Here is an 18715-nt window from a genome sequence, read left to right as displayed (position 1 = left end):
GGCACTCGATGAGTGCCGTGTCATTACTTAAAGAGAAGAACTTTCAAGCTTGCTTCTGGATCAATATCGGCAAACTCTGTTGGGTTATCTAACCTCTCAACAAAGGTTAATTGCGGAGCTTCTTCCGCCATACTCTCGATAAGAAAGTTTGGAGTCACCGTCGGCGAGTTAACACACGCCATCACTTCACCACCGTCGGTCATAAGGTCACCCAAGCGACGTAAGATCTTCTTGTAGTCTTTGGTCAATGCAAAACTGCCCTTTTGAAATGAAGGCGGGTCGATAACGATAATGTCGTACGGACCATATTTCTTAATTTTGCCCCAAGACTTGAAGATGTCATGGGCCAAAAAGCTAACACTGCCCAGATCGTGACCATTCAATCTGTGGTTGTCGCGGCCTTTGTTGAGGGACGCTCGTGCCATATCGACGTTAACAACATGCTCTGCCCCGCCTTCTATTGCAGCGACAGAGAAGCCACAGGTGTACGCGAATAAATTAAGCACCCGCTTGTCTTGCGACTTGGATTTCACCCATTCGCGTCCATTGCGCATATCTAAAAACAAACCGAAGTTCTGGTTACGGCCAATATCAAGTTGATACTTACACCCCAGCTCTTCCACGACAGGTTTCGCATCCAACTCACCGAAAATCACTTCTGAAGGAGCGCCGTCACTGTAACGATGTTGAAGCACGATGGCTTTACCACCAGCTTGTTCCCATCGGTTAGATTGCGCGAGCTCGGCCAACCCTTGTTTTAGAGCGCTGAGAAAAGCGTCATCTACAGGCTTAAACAAATTAACCAGCAACTGGTTTGCTGCCCAATCACAAGTCAGTTGCTCCAGTCCTGGCCAGCACTTACCACGCCCGTGAAACAGACGGCAAACTTCCGTTGGCTTATGATCAAGCTTGGTCTCAATTTGTTGAAAAAACACCACAAGCTGACTGGCTTGCATCATTGGGCTTTCTGAGATTATTTCTTCGGCCATGTTAACTCCCAAGGTTGAGACCATTGTTCTAATGCACTGCTCAATGCTGCGCTGTTCCATTTACATCCTAGGGATGGCATTCTCGGGTCACACTTAAACTCATAATCGTGACCAAGGAGTGAAAACCTCAATGCATATGCGTGCAGATACCCTCTATCTTCGTTAGCATTTTGCCCATAAATAGGGTCGCCAACGATAGCCGATCCGACGGATTTCAATGCCACTCGGATCTGGTGGGTTTTACCTGTTAAAGGCTTACACAAAAATGCTCGCTCACCGTTTTCACCGGCTAGAGAGAAGAACTGAGTAATCGCTGGGTTCTGTTTCGTCGCAACCAACTTCCAAGATGAGCGGCGCGAACGCTCCATATCTCCAGAAACCGTACCCTGTTTTTTCTTGGGCTTTTTACAGCCAATCGCTAAATAGTACTTTTCAATCTCTCGGTTTTTAAATAATCGAGCAAACTCCGCGGCGACGTCTGATCGCTTCGCTAGAATCAGCAAACCTGATGTCATTTTGTCGAGGCGGTGAACCAGATACAGTGACTCAACGCCAAGATGACCCGCCACATCTTGAACCAGCATGGTATCGCCATCGTCTTTGTGGACGCTTACCCCTGGATGTTTATTGATGACCACGAAATCATCGTTTTCAAAGTGAATATCGAACATGAAAAGCGCTAGATTAGAATTTGTGGACTGGATGATACACAAAAGCCGCCTCAAGGGCAGCTTTTGGTTGGCTTAAACTTTGGTTCATCTAAATAAGGTTAAGCGTTACAGGAATGGATAGGCAAATACGATAAGAATCGCGGCTGGACAAACAAACTTTACATACCAAGGCCATATCTCCCAGAACCAAGACTGTTCAATTTCTGGATTACCTTGCTTAATTTCGTTCAGTAGAGAGTTACGACTCCAAATCCAACCGATAAAGATTGCCCAAACCACACCAAGCAAAGGCTGCATGTAAACGGTTGACGCAGTCGCTACTAGGTCAAACAAGGTATCAAAGTTTGCCGCAATCAATACGCTACAAAGGAGAATAGTCCCGCCTAATATCAGCGTCGCCTTATCACGTGACATCTTGGTTTCTTCTTGTAGACACGAAACAGGGACTTCGAGCATTGCGATAGATGAGGTTAGAGCGGCAATCACCATGAGGGCGAAGAACGCGATACCGATCAGCTCTCCCGCTAGTCCCATAGACTCAAATAAGCTTGGTAGTACAACAAACACTAAGTTGCCTGAACTGATAAGCTCACCTAGTTCGTTAAAGATCTGAACGCCATTTTGTTTGGCAACAAACATCGCAGGCAGGATCAGCAAACCAGCCATGAAAGCGACACCGGTATCGATAATAGCGACCTGTCCGGCTGTCTTAGGGATGTTGATGTCTTTACTTAGATAAGAGCCGTACACCATCATCGCGCCCACACCAAGGGAGAGTGAGAAGAATGCTTGCCCCATCGCATTCACGACCAAACTTGCATCAACATGACTCCAGTCAGGGACTAAGTACATTTCAAGCCCATCCATTGCCCCATCTTGAGTAAAGATATAAGCGATGAGAAGGATGAATAGCGCAAACAGCACAGGCATAAGTCGAGATGACCATTTCTCAATACCATCTGAGACTCCGCGCTTAACGACGAACACCGTCATAAGCATAAAGATAACCGTTAAGCTCACATTGCGTCCGTTACTAAAGGTCACCAACCATTCAGCGACAGAATCTAGACCGATAAACTTAGCAATCGGTGCTGCACCAAACCCGATCAACCAACCTGCTAGAATAGCGTAAAAACTCAGTATCATTGACGCAGTAAGCAGTGCAATTACACCAAATGTAGCGGCAAGCGATTTGTTCTTGGTCCAAATCTTACGTAGCGATGCAATTGGGTTGGATTGACCGTAGCGACCAATCGTCAGCTCAGCAATCAACATAGGAAAGGCAAGTAAGCCCATCATTAACAGATAGACCAAAAGAAAAGCGGCACCACCATTTGTGGCAGTTTGAGTTGGGAAACCCCAAACATTACCTAAGCCCACTGCACTACCAGCGGCAGCCATAATAAAGCCAAAGCGGGAAGTAAATTGTCCTCTATTGGAACTTGTCATTATTTTGTACCAGCACGTCGATGTTCGACGCTGTGTTGAAAATGGCTTTCCCTGATACCAATATCAACGCAAACGGCCATTCAATGTTGAACCGTTATTCCATGTGCGAAGTCATGTGACTCTAGAATAGAAGTGTATATTTAAATTTACACACCAAAAACAAGGAGAGTTTCACAAGCGGGTGGCAAGTAAAACAGGTTATCTTTACAATTGGAAGCCCAAGACTCTTGGCTGATTATTTTCCATTCAATTTACCCATGATTTGCTGCACTTATCAGCAATTGTAAACCTATTCTATTCGGTATTTCACGCCTTCTAGTCGCTATAATCTCGTTCAACTTAGTGTCAGTCTGCCTAAGTGTCGCGCCTTTCGCTCACATCTGTATCTCTTTGTATTTGACAGACACTTAACTATTCCAAATACTTGATTCTGAGATTATTATTTGCGAAATCGTCTTTCTATTGAGGCTAAATGGACAAGGTCTATCACTTTCTAACGCTCGCGGGCATCGGTTTATACTGGGTTCTGGTAGCTGGTGTCACACTTCGAGTCGTGCTTAAAAGGCGTGCCGTTAGCGTGTCACTTGCCTGGCTTATGGTGATTTATATCATCCCTGTCGTCGGGGTGATCTGTTATTTCATGTTTGGCGAGCTCAATCTCGGTAGAAAACGAGCTGAAAGAGCGCGGGTCATGTACCACCCTTTTGAGGAGTGGTTTCACCAATTAAACGACTGTAATGCCCACGTTCCCGACAATATGGGTACTCACATTTCAAAGATCGATAACCTGTGCAACAAACGCATGGGGATCCCCGCGCTATGCGGTAACGAACTGCAGCTACAGACCACGCCTCAAGAAATTCTCCTATCCGTCATTGAAGATATCGAAAACGCCAAACACAGCATTCGCATGGTGTTTTACATTTGGTATCCAGGTGGTCTTGCCGACTCTGTCGCATCAGCGTTAATACAGGCATCGAAGCGTGGTGTAAACGTGAAGGTTTTGCTAGATTCCGCTGGCAGCCCTACATTCTTTCGAAGCCATTGGGCAACCATGATGCGAGATGCGGGTATTGAGTTGGTTGAAGGACTCGAAGTCTCTCCTTGGCGTATCTTCCTAAGAAGGCTGGATCTCAGACAGCACCGCAAAATCATCGTTATTGATGACGACGTTGCCTATACAGGCTCTATGAATATGGTCGACCCCGCTTACTTCAAGCAAAACTCAGGGGTTGGTCAGTGGATCGATATCATGGTCCGAGTAGAAGGGCCAACAGTCAACGTGCTATCTGCCATTCACTGCTGGGATTGGGAAGTAGAGACCGGAGACAGACAGCTACCCGCTCAACCAGAATGCCAAATTAGTATTCCAGAGGACTCAAAACCCGTTCAAGTGGTACCGTCTGGACCTGGTATGCCGGACCAGTTGATAGGTCAAGTGCTCACCATTGCCATGCACCAAGCGGAAAAGTCGGTAAGAATAACAACGCCTTATTTTGTACCAAGTGCAGACCTCTTGGAAACCATCAAGACCACTGCTCAACGCGGAGTCAATGTTGAATTGATCATTCCAAAGCACAATGACTCAGTGATGGTGAAATGGGCATCACGTGCCTTCTATTCTGAGCTACTCGCCTCTGGGGTTAAGATCCATGAGTTTGATGGCGGTTTACTCCATACCAAATCCGTTGTCATTGACGAGTTATTCTGCCTCGTGGGTACCGTGAATATGGATATGCGCAGTCTATGGCTGAACTTTGAGGTGACGCTCGCAGTGGAAGATCCTGAGTTCACTCACAAGATGCACCAATTACAAAGTCACTATATCGAGAGCAGCGACCTCGTAGACTCCAACGTATGGAAACAGCGCAGCATTTATCATCGTTTCTTTGAACGACTATTCTATCTGTTCAATCCTCTGCTCTGACCATAGCGTATATCGAAACACTGACCTATTTAATGAAGGCCAAAGACTTGCAACTCTTTGGCCTTCATGGTTTATTGCTGTTATCAACTCAATAAAATTGTAGCCTCAACCACATTCGTGTTTGGGTCCAGACAGGGATTCTTGATGTCAGAAAGCAAAACCACCAAATTTGTCACCGCTGGTCGCGATAAAAAATGGACCAATGGTGTCGTTAACCCGCCAGTACAGCGCGCCTCTACTATCGTCTTTGATACCGTAGCGGAAAAACATCACGCGACCGTCAACCGAGCAAACAAGACTCTGTTTTATGGCCGTCGCGGCACCAACACACACTTTGCTTTCCAAGATGCAATGACAGAGATTGAAGGCGGTGTGGGTTGTGCACTATACCCTTGCGGCACAGCTGCGATTTCTAATGCCATTCTTTCATTTGTAGAGACTGGTGATCATATTCTTATGGTGGATACTTGTTACGAACCGACTCGCGATTTCTGTGACAGCATCATGAAGAAAATGGGTGTAGAAACGACCTATTATGACCCGCTGATTGGCGAAGGCATTAAAGAGCTAATCCAACCCAACACGAAAATCCTATTTTTGGAGTCTCCTGGTTCTATTACGATGGAAATCCAAGATGTTCCTGGAATGGCGAAAATCGCTCATGAACACGACATCATTGTGATGCTCGACAACACTTGGGGAGCTGGCGTTAACTTCTCTCCATTTGAGCACGGAGTAGACATCTCGATTCAGGCTGCTACTAAGTATATTGTGGGTCACTCAGACGTCATGCTCGGTACTGCGGTCACTCACGAGAAATACTGGGACCAACTTCGTGAACAAAGCTATCTAATGGGACAATGTGTGTCTCCTGACGACGCGTATCTAGGTCTTCGTGGCATCCGAACCCTTGACGTAAGACTTCGTCAACATGCCGAGAACAGCCTAAAGGTCGCACAATGGTTGGCAACACGACCAGAGGTTGATCACGTTCGACACCCAGCCCTAGAAACCTGTCCGGGGAGCGAATATTTCCACCGCGACTTTACTGGCGGCAACGGTCTATTCTCATTCGTACTAAAAACCAGCTACCCGCGAGCAACGACTGCCCTGTTAGATGGGATGAAGCACTTCAGCATGGGCTACTCATGGGGTGGCTTCGAAAGCTTGATCTTAGCGAACGAGCCAAAGAGCTTTAACTCTCTCCGAACCGTCGCTAACCCGAACTTTGAAGGCACACTCGTACGACTTCATATTGGACTAGAGAGTGTCGAAGATTTGATTGAAGATTTGAAAGCGGGTTTTGAGCGCTATAATTCGGTTATACAAGAAAAAACCGTTACTCAATAAACGTTTAATGGCTTTCTAAATGAAAGCCATTTTTTATCAGATAAGGACATATACATGAGACTTAGAGCAGACGTCGCTATCCTAGATATCCTAGGGCATCTACTAATTTGGTTGATACTGAGCTTCATTACCTTTGGTATCGCGCTGTTCTTTTTCCCTTATTCGTTTTCAAAGTTCATCCTTAATCGAACCTACGTCATCGATGACATGGGACGAGAGAGAAAAATGGATTGCGACATCGATCTATTCAGTGATCTTGGGCACGTGCTGCTCTGGTTCGTGATTTCAATTTTGACGCTAGGTATTGGCTATATCTTCTATTTCTACCGCGTCTGGAACTATGCTTTGAATAATACCCGCGTTGAATAGCACACGAATTGAGTAGTACACGCATCAATTGACGTTGAAGCGAAGTGGTAAGGCAGGTTTATACCTGCCTTTGTTATTAGTAGTAACTGACTGTAGGGTCCACGCATTGGTAGATCTGACCAATACTTTCATCATTGGTTATTAACTGATGGAGAATACGAGCAACTTCGCTACGGTGTATGGCACCATGAACTTCAACCTGTTGCGATAATTCTCCCTGCTCGGTCACGTCCCCATCTTTCAAACCACCAGGTCGTAAGATGGTGTAATCGAGAGTACTGCTTGATAACCAAGCCTCTGCCAGTGACTTCTCACGCACAGCCCCACCAAAGCCCGCTTTCGCCCTTTCAGAAAGGTACTGCCACGAATCGCCGCACCCCAGCGATGTCACGAGAACGAAGCGACGAATTCCATTAAGCTCTAGCGCATCCACCAGGTAGCGATGTCCGATGTAATCAACGGGGTTATCTGAACGGAAACTGCCCATGGTTGATAGCACCACGGCATCTTTTAGCAACTGTCCAACCGCTTCTTCTACGGACTGTTTATCGGTCGCATCACATGTGATGAGAGTCTGACACAAAGACTTTAGATCTGGTTCTTTTTCCGGGTTTCTTGCCACGCCGATGACAGGAATAGCTTGGTCTGAAAAATAGCGCACCGCTGCAAGGCCTAAGCCGCTGCTCGCTCCAAAAATTACAATTGCTTTCATTTAACGCCCTCTTTGATAATGCGAACAATTTACATCATCAATAAGAAAATTCTATAATCTGCGTCAAAGAACGTACCTTTGGGTAATACTCCATCCATGCTAAAGTTATGAATTAAAACATGGATGTCTCGATTAGGATAAATCATATGAATGCCACCTCCCCTACTCTCTACTATGTATACGACCCTATGTGTGCGTGGTGTTGGGGCTACAAACCCGTTTGGGACTCGATTCGAGCATCGCTCAGTGATGAAGTAGAGATTCAATATGTGTTAGGTGGTCTAGCCGAAGATACTGACCAACCCATGCCGGTACCCATGCGAGCCCAAATTGCTGAATATTGGCGCAAGATCGAGTCTTATCTTGGTACCAAGTTTAACCATGATTTTTGGACGCTGAACGAACCGAGACGCTCCACTTATCCTGCGTGTCGCGCAGTAGTCGCCGCTCGAACTCAAGGTGCAGAATTGGAAATGTACGCGGCGATACAAAGAGCCTATTATCTTGAAGCTAAAAACCCGAGTGACAACCCGGTACTTATACAGCTTGCCGAAAACATTGGCCTTGATAGAGTTAGATTCGAACAGGATCTCACCGCTACTGAGACCCATGAAGCACTACTTCAAGAGATAAACTTTGCACGCAGTATCGGCGGAAACAGTTTCCCATCTCTGTTTTTAGTCAGAGGAACCTCTGTTATTGAGTTACCTGTGGATTATCAGCGGCCTGAAGTGACCCTTTCTCAAGTGCGTTCAATAGCTCGTACTAGTTAAACGTTTCTACTTGGTAGCTAAAATATTCACTGTTTACTGTTATTTATAAAGCTGCCGTATACACTTATTCAGGAAACAAACCGACTTATCAAACGGTTTCCTTGAACTACTGTTTCACCCGATAAGAAAGTGTCTAATGACCAAAACCCAGTTTGTCGCGCATTTTTTGCGTATGAATCGCACCTCTTACTTGCTCGCGATTGTCTTCATTTTTCTCGTCAACTGGCTTCAGGTTGAGATCCCACGCTACATACAATTGGCTATCGACCTTCTCGATGACATCAGCGCTGAAAGCCATAGCCAGTTGCAGTATTACGTTTCCATTGTCGTCGTGATGGCGATTGCTATGATCATCACGCGTATCCTCTCGCGTATCTATGGACTCAACCCAGGGCGTATTACCGAGGCAGAACTAAAAAACATTCTTCTGAATAGACTCAATCGCTTGCCCAATCAATTTCATAGCAAGTTCGCTTCTGGTCGCCTTATCTCCATTGTAAACAATGACTTGATGGGCATTCGACTCATGTTTGGGGTGGGTTTTTTGCAGCTCTTCAATACTATGCTTGCGCTGTCGATGACACCACTTTGGATGTGGCGTATTTCGCCTGAGCTAACGCTTTATTCCGTCATTCCTATCGCGATTGCCTTCGTGATTTTTCGCATTGGTTTCACGCGAATGAAAGATCTGCATATGGAGCATATGCGTCGTCTACAAAAATATTCTGCCCAGTTGATGAGCTACCTGTCAGCGATCGATTTGATCAAAAGCCAGCAAATGTCCGCATGGGTGCAAGCGGAAACCGACCAGCTCAATAAGAAGCTACTTAATTGCCAAATGAAGCTCACACGCATTCAGGTCTTCTACATGCCAGTGCTCGATTACGCCAATAACGTCATGAAGATCCTCATACTTGGCCTTGGCGGATACATGCTGATGCAGCAAGAGCTAACCTTGGGTGAGATTACGGCCTTTTTGACCTACTCAGTGCTGCTGTCGATGCCGTTAATGGCGCTTGGCAGAATCGCAACCATTTATCAACGCGGTATGGTTGGTATCACAAGTGTGCAAACCATCCTCAATGCAGACATCCCGGAGATTGACACTCAAACATTACCCTCTTCAAAAATCGAATCACTTAAAGGGCAGACTTTATCCGTTCGAAATCTAAGTTATCGCTACCCGGATGACGAAAAGCTTACTTTGAATAACATCAGCTTTGATATTCCACCAGGCAAAAAGGTTGGCATACTAGGCAGTATTGGCGCGGGCAAAACCACGCTAGTTAACTGCCTAAATCACCACCTCGACGTCCCCAGTGACAGTGTTTTTCTTGGGGACGAAGATATAACGGCATTTTCTCGAAGTGATTTAAGGCGCTATGTCAAAACCATCACTCAAGACCCCTATCTGTTTTCTGCCACTATCGAGGAAAACGTTCGATTTGGTAGTGCCAATTCAGATATTGATGAGAAGGATGTCAAAGCGGTTTTGGCGCTTAGCCAGCTCGCCACTGACATTGACCGCTTTGAACAAGGTGACCAAACGGTCGTTGGTGAGAAAGGCGTCATGCTTTCTGGGGGTCAGAAACAACGTTTAAGCATCGCCAGAGCACTGTTAGAGCCTTGCGATCTGATCATCATGGATAACGTGCTATCTGCCGTCGATTACGAAACCGAACGCAAGATTCTTGAAGGGCTATTTGAAAGACTAAAGAATCAGTCAGTACTGGTTGTTTCTCACAGAGTCAATGCGCTCGAATATATGGACGAAATTATCGTGCTCAATGAAGGTAAAGTCATTGCCAAAGGTGATCATCAAACACTGTTAGAAACATCGCCATACTACAAAGAGACGTGGCAACTGCAACAAACTGAAGCGGAGGTGGGCTCATGTTAAAAGGTATGGATGTAAAATACCTCAAGCACTTCTTCCAATTCGCGAATAAGTACAAGCGCACAGCGATAATAGGCATCGCAATGCTGCCTCTTTCCATTGCTACCAGCTTATTGTTTCCCTGGTTAATTATCCAAGTCATCGATGTCTACCTATCGCAAGGCAACATGGATGGGTTACTACAACATATCTTCTATTTGGTTATCGTCCTTATCATCAGTTATATCGTCGATACAACTTATGCCTATAACCTAAGAAAAACTGGCCAGCACACCATCACGGATATGCGCTCGGTATTGGTCTCTCGCGTGCTTAGGCTTCCGCGCAGTTATTTCGATAACACGCCTATCGGTATTACCTTGTCACGTTTAACAAGCGATCTCGAAACTATTGGTGATTCGTTTGTGCAATCCGTTGTTGGGTTGGTACGGGACTCGTTAAACACCATCGCACTGCTCATCATGATGCTGTTTATCGATTGGAAGTTGACCATGGTGGTACTTGTGGTCATGCCGCCGGTCATTTACTTGACTGTCTTTGTCCGTAATAAACTTCGCCAAATGCATCAGATTACACGCTCAGCACTCGCGAGAGGCATTGGTTACTTACAAGAGGTGCTACTGGGCGTAAAAACTGTGCAGTTCTACCGCGCGGAAGAGGAAGTAGAAGCGAGATACAAAAGCTACACGGATGAGTTTTTGGCGGCTCAAATGAAGGTCAATAAATACGATGCTATTCTGTTTGCCTTTATCTCCGGCGTCACCTCTATTACCATCGCACTGATGATCTGGTTTGGTTCTGGTCAGGTGCTGGAAGCCTCCTTGACGCTCGGCGTACTTATTGCCTTCATCAATACACTTGAGAAAGTATTCGTGCCAATACGCGATTTTACCTCTCAGATTGCGTCGATTCAGAGCTCATTTGCTGCGTTCGACCATATTGAAGAACTATTCGTTGAACCTCTGGAAGAGGAAGGTCATCAGTTACTCGCTAAACAGCAAGTTGAGCCAGAGCTTAAGGTGTTTAAAAGTTTGGAGTTTCGTAACGTGAGCTTTCGCTACAAGAAAGACGCACCTTACGTGCTGAAGGATGTTTCATTTACTCTTAACAAAGGTCATCAAATCGCGCTAGTTGGCTCCACTGGCTCTGGTAAGTCGACAATTATGCGACTGATTACCAAGACATATCGACACTATGAAGGCAGTATCTTGCTTAACGGTATCGAGCTTTCACAAATTGCAGCCGATGACTGCGCGCACCTTTTCTCAATGATGATGCAAGACGTTCATCTCTTTGAGCAGAGCATTCACTTCAACATCGCGCTAGGTAAAGAAGGTGTAGGCCGAGAAGAAGTCGTCGAAGCCGCGCGCTATGTTTACGCAGACCGATTTATAGAACAGCTTCCAAGAGATTATGACTTTAAGCTCGACAAAAATGGCGCCAATCTGTCTGTTGGGCAAACTCAGCTTATCTCGTTTGCTCGTGCCATCGCGCAAGGTGGGCAAATTATGATGCTTGATGAAGCCACCAGCTCCGTTGACTCAATCACCGAAGACCTCATCCAAAAGGCGATGAGCCGGCTCTACCAAGAGAAGACCGTCATTGCCATCGCGCACAGATTAAGTACCGTCCGACACTCCGACCTTATTTTGGTGCTCGATAAAGGGGAAGTCGTCGAGAGGGGTAACCATCGTGAGTTGGTAGCGCAAAATGGTTTGTACGCGGGACTGTTGAATGATTCGATTGAACAGACGAAAGGTGAGCAAAAAGCAGCGAGCTAGAGCCCATCTCTCATTTTATCGCTCCACAAACAAACCAAAAATTGTCGTCATCCTCGAGACATCGAGGATCTTCTGAAGCGAGTGAGTGATGATAATCAATTACTGTAAGTAGAATGATGTTATTTAGCGCACCACGCGCTAAATAACATCTCCTTTTTCAAGGAGATGACGGGGTATGAGGGTTTAAAATGAAACCAAATATCTGGCACCTTTCTTGAAGCAAAAAAAAACCTGCCATCAGGCAGGTTTTCTATCATTCGAATATCAGATTACTCTTCAGAAGCGTCATCCGCTGCAGGTGCTTCAGGAGTATCAGTTGCTGCAGCATCAGCGACTGTGCCTTCTGCGCCCTCTTCACCTTCAACTTCCGCTAGCTCTTCCACTTCATCGATGCGTTGTAGACCCACTACAGACTCATCAGAAGCGGTACGGATTAGCGTGACACCTTGAGTGTTACGACCGACTTGGCTCACCTCTGCAACGCGAGTACGTACTAGCGTACCTGCATCGGTGATCATCATCATTTCGTCGCCTTCTTCAACTTGGACAGCGCCAACTACAGGACCGTTTCGCTCAGAGACTTTGATTGAAACCACACCTTGCGTTGCACGACCTTTAGTTGGGTACTCTTCAAGCTCAGTACGCTTACCGTAACCGTTTTGCGTCACAGTTAGGATGTCACCTTCGTTTGAAGGAACAATCAGAGACACAACTTGGTCATCGTCAGCCAGCTTCATACCGCGAACACCTGCCGCAGTACGCCCCATTGCACGGACTTTGTCTTCGCTAAAGCGAACCACTTTACCCTGCTTCGAGAACAGCATCACGTCGCTGTCGCCGTTGGTGATATCCACACCAATTAGCGAGTCATCGTCACGTAGGTTCACAGCGATTAGGCCGTTAGCACGTACGTTAGAGAACTGGTCTAGTGATGTCTTCTTCACTGTACCGTCGCCAGTCGCCATGAAGATGTACTTGTCAGCGCTGAACTCAGACACTGGCAGGATAGCCGTGATACGCTCACCTTCTTCTAGTGGAAGAATGTTAACGATAGGCTTACCACGTGCAGTACGGCTCGCTTGTGGCAATTGATATACTTTCAGACGGTAAGTCTTACCGCGAGTTGAGAAGCACAAGATGTTGTCGTGAGTATTAGCAACAAGCAGACGCTCGATGTAATCCTCATCCTTCATCTTAGTCGCACTCTTACCTTTACCACCACGACGCTGAGCTTCGTAGTCGCTTAGGTATTGATACTTCACGTAACCTTCGTGAGACAGAGTGACTACTACGTCTTCACGAGCGATCAGCTCTTCCATATCAATGTCATGAACGGCAGCAGTAATTTCACTGCGGCGCTCGTCACCGTAAGTCGCTTGAACTTCTTCTAGCTCTTCGGTGATCACTTCCATCAAGCGCTCTGTGCTTGCAAGGATGTGCATTAATTCTGCAATCTCTTCTAGAAGTGCTTTGTACTCATCTAGGATCTTCTCGTGCTCTAGACCAGTTAGACGGTGTAGGCGAAGTTCTAGAATCGCTTGAGCTTGTTGCTCAGTTAGGTAGTACAGACCGTCACGGATGCCGTATTGGTCTTCTAGCCAATCTGGGCGGGCCGCGTCAGTGCCCGCACGCTCTAGCATTAATGCAACGCTACCTAGCTCCCAACCACGAGAAACTAGACCAACCTTCGCTTCAGCAGGTGTTGGTGCGTTTTTAATAAGTTCGATAACTTCATCGATGTTCGCCAGTGCCAGAGATAGCGCTTCAAGGATATGAGCACGGTCTCTTGCTTTACGAAGTTCGAAGATAGTACGACGAGTCACAACCTCACGGCGGTGATCAACGAAGCACTTCAGCATGTCCTTGAGGTTGAACAGCTGTGGCTGACCATTGTTTAGGGCAACCATGTTGATGCCGAATGTCGTTTGTAGCTGAGTCTGTGAGTACAGGTTGTTGAGAACCACTTCACCTACAGCGTCACGCTTACATTCGATAACAATGCGCATACCGTCTTTATCAGACTCATCACGTAGTGCGCTAATGCCTTCTACTTTCTTATCTTTAACTAGCTCTGCAATCTTTTCGATTAGGCGAGCTTTGTTCACCTGATAAGGGATCTCGGTAACAATGATGGTTTCTTTGCCATTCTTGTCTTCTTCGATCTCGGCTTTAGAACGCATGTAGACTTTACCACGACCCGTCTTGTAAGCATCGATGATGCCTTTACGACCACTAATCAGTGCCGCTGTCGGGAAATCTGGGCCCGGGATGTAATCCATGAGCTCATCAATCGTGATGTCTTCGTTCTTGATGTATGCCAAACAGCCATCGATAACTTCATTTAAGTTATGCGGTGGAATGTTAGTCGCCATACCTACCGCGATACCAGAAGCACCGTTTACTAGTAGGTTTGGAATCTTAGTTGGCAGAACCGCTGGAATTTGCTCTGTTCCATCATAGTTAGGAACGTAGTCAACGGTTTCTTTATCTAGGTCTGCTAACAGCTCATGAGCGATTTTAGCCATGCGGACTTCGGTATAACGCATTGCCGCCGCTGAATCGCCGTCAATGGAACCGAAGTTACCTTGACCATCTACCAACATGTAGCGGAGCGAGAACGGCTGAGCCATACGAACAATAGTGTCGTATACAGCACTATCACCGTGTGGGTGATATTTACCGATTACGTCGCCGACAACACGGGCAGACTTTTTATATGGTTTATTCCAATCATTACCTAGTACATTCATCGCGAACAAAACGCGGCGGTGTACTGGTTTTAGGCCATCACGCACATCTGGAAGAGCACGACCCACGATAACTGACATCGCGTAGTCGAGATACGAGCCTCTCAGCTCATCTTCAATGTTTACGGGCGTGATCTCTTTAGCTAGATCGCTCATAGAGCCAATATCCCTCTATAGTTTGATCGTATATTCGATACGTATAAGGTGACAAAATATAACACAAGAATAGTGGGTTCGGCATCACTTTCCCTGCCCTTTTATCAGGTTGTGACCTTGGTTGTGATTCAAACGTCCACAATTTGCACATTTTGAATCTATGACTCTGAAAAGCGGCGAAAAAACACCCAACCAATTGAACGAAACTAAGATAAAAGTTACAAATGCACCATTAATGATCACTGAAGGCGTTTTCGCGTTCTAAATTGCGGTATACTCCTGCCCAATGTCGAACGAAGACAAGTCGGAACAAAGAATTGGCAAATATGGATAAGCAACAGAACGTCGATTTAGACGAAATCAAAAAATTTGAAGAGATGGCAAGTCGTTGGTGGGATCTCGAGGGCGAGTTCAAACCCCTACATCAAATCAACCCACTTCGTCTTAACTATGTATTAGATAATGCGAACGGTTTGTTTGGCAAAACGGTTCTTGACGTTGGCTGTGGCGGCGGTATTTTAGCCGAAAGCATGGCGAAGCAAGGCGCTAACGTGACAGGTCTCGATATGGGTAAAGAGCCATTGGAAGTGGCACGCCTGCATGCACTAGAGACTGGCACCAAACTCGATTACGTTCAAAGCACGGTCGAAGAGCACGCGGCAGACAATGCAGGTAAATATGATGTTGTAACCTGTATGGAGATGCTAGAACACGTTCCGGACCCGGCATCGGTCATCGCATCTTGTGCCAAACTCGTTAAACCGGGTGGCCAAGTCTTCTTCTCTACTCTAAACCGCAATCTGCAGTCCTACCTGTTCGCGATTGTTGGTGCAGAAAAACTGCTTAAGATTGTGCCTGAAGGGACACACACTCACGATAAGTTTATCAAGCCATCTGAGCTCATTAAGATGATTGATGCAACGGATTTGATTGAGAGAGGCATTACTGGCCTTTCCTACAATCCACTGACCGACACCTACAAGCTTGGCAAGCGCGTAGATGTTAACTACATCGTGTTTACAGAAAAAGCGCTGTAGAAACACAAGATATAGTGAAAGCACCAATCTGGTTCGCCACGCAAACACGCCAAATTGGTGCTACAACTCACGTTAACTGTCACACACAGTTTGTTTACAAAAACAAGACACTTTCGTCGGTTTTGTGTGCTGATATCGCACTTTTAATCACCTCATCAATAACTGCCAAAACTTGCCAAAGATCAAGGAATTTTTTTTCTCTTTGTTTAAAAGAAAACCGATCTGCTAGCACGTAATTTTCACAACTAAGTCGGGTCTAACTTCAATGGTAAGTATCCACTAACTGATTTTTTTCTTTCCCCTAGTTATCCACAGTTTCCTCAAATCGCCGAACTTGAAAATCTCGCCCTATAGCACTATCTTGTAACCCGTAAACCAAATGACCCCTATATCTTGTGTTGGAAGCAAATTTTTATAGGGTGACATTGATCACGAAGCCTTCGCTAAGACTCAACAAAATTTCATAAAAGCGAGGTTTCATATTGTTTTGTTAGGGAACACCTCAGAATGAACCAGCAACTTTCCGTTACTAAACGTAATGGCCGCAAAGAAAGTATCGATCTCGAAAAAATCCACCGCGTTATCGCATGGGCTGCTGAAGGCCTAGACAACGTTTCTGTGTCGCAGGTGGAACTTAAGGCTCACATCCAGTTTTATGATGGCATTACAACGTCAGACATCCATGAAACTATCATCAAGTCTGCAGCAGACCTTATCTCTGAAGACGCACCAGACTACCAATATCTAGCAGCTCGCTTGGCTATCTTCCACCTACGCAAAAAAGCGTACGGTCAGTATGAGCCACCAGCGCTGTTCGATCATGTCTCTAAAATGGTTGAAATGGGTAAGTATGACGCGCACCTGCTTGAAGACTACACAAAAGCTGAGCTAGACGAGCTGGACGATTACATCGACCACACTCGCGATCACGACTTCTCTTACGCTGCGGTTAAACAGCTGGAAGGTAAGTACTTCGTACAAAACCGTGTAAGCGGTCAAATCTACGAAAGTGCGCAGTTCCTATACATCCTTGTTGCGGCTTGTCTATTTGCCAAGTATCCAAAAGAGACGCGTCTTGACTACATCAAGCGTTTCTACGATGCGACATCGACATTTAAGATTTCACTACCGACACCAATCATGTCTGGTGTACGTACGCCTACTCGTCAGTTCAGCTCGTGTGTTCTGATTGAGTGTGGTGACAGCCTAGATTCTATTAACGCGACGGCAAGCTCTATCGTACGCTACGTTTCACAACGTGCAGGTATCGGTATCAATGCTGGTCGTATTCGTGCCTTGGGTTCTGAGATCCGTGGCGGCGAAGCGTTCCACACTGGTTGTATCCCATTCTACAAATACTTCCAAACAGCGGTTAAATGCTGTTCTCAAGGTGGTGTACGTGGCGGTGCGGCGACTGTGTTCTACCCTATGTGGCACGGCGAAGTTCAGTCACTGATGGTTCTTAAGAACAACCGTGGTGTTGAAGAGAACCGTGTACGTCACATGGACTATGGTGTTCAGCTAAACAAACTGATGTACGCACGTCTTGTTCAAGGCGGCAACATTACGCTGTTCTCACCATCGGATGTTCCAGGTCTTTACGATGCATTCTTCGAAGACCAAGACGAATTCGAGCGTCTATACGTTAAGTACGAGAACGATCCGTCAATCAAGAAAGAGACGGTCAAAGCAGTTGAGCTATTCTCACTACTGATGCAAGAGCGTGCGTCTACAGGTCGTATCTACATCCAGAACGTCGACCACTGTAACACTCACAGCCCGTTTGACTCGAAAGTTGCACCGGTTCGTCAATCTAACCTATGTCTAGAAATCGCGCTTCCAACTAAGCCACTAGCGAATGTTGAAGACGAGTCTGGTGAGATTGCGCTATGTACGCTGTCTGCATTCAACCTGGGTGCAATTAACGAACTTGATGACCTTAAAGATCTGTCTGACCTAGTGGTTCGTGCACTTGATGCACTGCTTGATTACCAAGACTACCCACTACCAGCGGCATACCGTTCTACTATGAACCGCCGTACTCTGGGTGTGGGCGTGATTAACTACGCTTACTACCTAGCGAAAAACGGTGTTAAGTATTCAGATGGTTCTGCAAACAACCTGACTCACCGCACGTTCGAAGCGATTCAGTACTACCTACTGAAAGCATCTGTAGAGCTAGCAAAAGAGCAAGGTCGCTGCCCATCGTTCCATGAGACAAACTACGCGAAAGGCTTGATGCCAATCGACACGTATAAGAAAGACATCGATCTCGTTTGTGATGAAGCACTTCACTACGATTGGGATGAGCTACGTGCAGAAATCATGGAATTCGGTCTACGTAACTCAACACTGACTGCGCTAATGCCTTCAGAGACTTCTTCACAGATCTCTAACGCAACGAACGGCATTGAGCCACCACGTGGTTACGTATCAGTGAAAGCGTCGAAAGACGGTATCCTGAAGCAGGTTGTGCCAGACTTTGCCAACCTAAAAGAGAACTACGAGCTACTGTGGAACATCGGCAGTAACGATGGCTACTTGCACCTTGTTGGTATCATGCAGAAGTTTGTTGACCAAGCTATCTCTGCGAATACTAACTACGACCCTAGCGTCTACGATAGTGGCAAAGTGCCAATGAAGAAACTGCTTCAAGACCTGCTAACTGCGTATAAGTTTGGTGTGAAAACACTTTACTACCATAATACTCGTGACGGCGCGAAAGATGACCAGAACGACAAAGCGGCAGTTGTTGAGCAAGACGACGATTGTGCAGGCGGTGGCTGTAAGATCTAATGTGCTCAGCACACAACTTCTACAGCATTTAAGATTAGATTTCTCTGCCCTTCCTTGTGAA

General features: G+C 46.1%; 13 protein-coding genes. 8 read left to right on the top strand and 5 right to left on the bottom strand.

Going from position 1 to position 18715, the window contains the following annotated elements; translation table 11 throughout:
• Window positions 1-23 precede the first annotated feature (23 nt).
• The 3 genes from AC6I8U_RS06290 to AC6I8U_RS06280 form a co-directional block, all read right to left on the bottom strand.
• Complete coding sequence (locus tag AC6I8U_RS06290; RefSeq protein ID WP_498018324.1) at window positions 24-956, bottom strand: class I SAM-dependent methyltransferase; 933 nt, start codon at window positions 954-956, stop codon at window positions 24-26.
• A gap of 17 nt (window positions 957-973) precedes the next feature.
• The gene (locus tag AC6I8U_RS06285; RefSeq protein ID WP_394151464.1) at window positions 974-1660 is read right to left on the bottom strand and encodes a TIGR01621 family pseudouridine synthase; all 687 of its coding nucleotides are present in this window, start codon (window positions 1658-1660) and stop codon (window positions 974-976) included.
• A gap of 105 nt (window positions 1661-1765) precedes the next feature.
• Entirely contained in the window at window positions 1766-3109 is a 1344-nt protein-coding gene (locus tag AC6I8U_RS06280) for a sodium-dependent transporter (protein WP_498018033.1), read from the bottom strand.
• 472 nt (window positions 3110-3581) lie between these two features.
• Here AC6I8U_RS06280 and cls point away from each other — a divergent pair, with 472 nt between their 5' ends.
• From cls to AC6I8U_RS06265, 3 genes are all read left to right on the top strand, one after another.
• Window positions 3582-5036 carry a cardiolipin synthase gene (gene cls / locus AC6I8U_RS06275; RefSeq protein WP_498018032.1) on the top strand — a complete coding sequence of 485 codons (1455 nt, stop codon included), beginning with the start codon at window positions 3582-3584 and terminating at the stop codon, window positions 5034-5036.
• A 144-nt stretch (window positions 5037-5180) separates the two neighbouring features.
• A complete protein-coding gene (locus AC6I8U_RS06270) occupies window positions 5181-6386 on the top strand; it encodes a cystathionine beta-lyase (RefSeq protein ID WP_394151467.1) in 1206 nt (401 codons plus the stop codon).
• 54 nt (window positions 6387-6440) lie between these two features.
• Window positions 6441-6755, top strand: coding sequence for a DUF6693 family protein (locus tag AC6I8U_RS06265; protein ID WP_234495694.1), 315 nt, complete (start codon window positions 6441-6443; stop codon window positions 6753-6755).
• A 76-nt stretch (window positions 6756-6831) separates the two neighbouring features.
• Here the strand turns inward: AC6I8U_RS06265 and AC6I8U_RS06260 are convergent, their stop codons facing one another.
• Window positions 6832-7467, bottom strand: a complete 636-nt coding sequence (locus AC6I8U_RS06260; protein ID WP_498018031.1) for an SDR family NAD(P)-dependent oxidoreductase — start codon at window positions 7465-7467, stop codon at window positions 6832-6834.
• Between the two features lie 146 nt (window positions 7468-7613).
• On the opposite strand from AC6I8U_RS06260, the gene AC6I8U_RS06255 reads away from it, so the two are divergent.
• The 3 genes from AC6I8U_RS06255 to AC6I8U_RS06245 all read left to right on the top strand — a co-directional run bounded on the left by AC6I8U_RS06255 (window position 7614) and on the right by AC6I8U_RS06245 (window position 11918).
• Entirely contained in the window at window positions 7614-8240 is a 627-nt protein-coding gene (locus tag AC6I8U_RS06255) for a DsbA family protein (RefSeq protein ID WP_498018030.1), read from the top strand.
• 136 nt (window positions 8241-8376) lie between these two features.
• Window positions 8377-10140 carry an ABC transporter ATP-binding protein gene (locus AC6I8U_RS06250; protein WP_498018029.1) on the top strand — a complete coding sequence of 588 codons (1764 nt, stop codon included), beginning with the start codon at window positions 8377-8379 and terminating at the stop codon, window positions 10138-10140.
• Window positions 10134-11918: an ABC transporter ATP-binding protein gene (locus AC6I8U_RS06245; RefSeq protein ID WP_498018028.1), complete on the top strand. Its 1785-nt coding sequence runs from the start codon at window positions 10134-10136 to the stop codon at window positions 11916-11918. Before AC6I8U_RS06250 ends, AC6I8U_RS06245 begins: the two co-directional genes overlap by 7 nt.
• A gap of 269 nt (window positions 11919-12187) precedes the next feature.
• Here the strand turns inward: AC6I8U_RS06245 and gyrA are convergent, their stop codons facing one another.
• Complete coding sequence (gyrA, locus tag AC6I8U_RS06240; RefSeq protein WP_498018027.1) at window positions 12188-14821, bottom strand: DNA topoisomerase (ATP-hydrolyzing) subunit A; 2634 nt, start codon at window positions 14819-14821, stop codon at window positions 12188-12190.
• A gap of 326 nt (window positions 14822-15147) precedes the next feature.
• Between gyrA and ubiG the strand changes: the two genes are divergently transcribed.
• Together ubiG and nrdA are read left to right on the top strand one after the other, a co-directional pair.
• Complete coding sequence (gene ubiG, locus AC6I8U_RS06235) at window positions 15148-15858, top strand: bifunctional 2-polyprenyl-6-hydroxyphenol methylase/3-demethylubiquinol 3-O-methyltransferase UbiG (RefSeq protein ID WP_128648901.1); 711 nt, start codon at window positions 15148-15150, stop codon at window positions 15856-15858.
• Window positions 15859-16365: 507 nt separating this feature from the next.
• Window positions 16366-18654 carry a class 1a ribonucleoside-diphosphate reductase subunit alpha gene (gene nrdA, locus AC6I8U_RS06230; RefSeq protein WP_446567525.1) on the top strand — a complete coding sequence of 763 codons (2289 nt, stop codon included), beginning with the start codon at window positions 16366-16368 and terminating at the stop codon, window positions 18652-18654.
• The last annotated feature ends 61 nt before the right edge of the window (window positions 18655-18715 follow it).

This window comes from Vibrio sp. KUL80, assembly GCF_059725495.1.
Note: the sequence above shows the minus strand (reverse complement) of the source record. Positions and strands in the feature narration are given on the sequence as shown.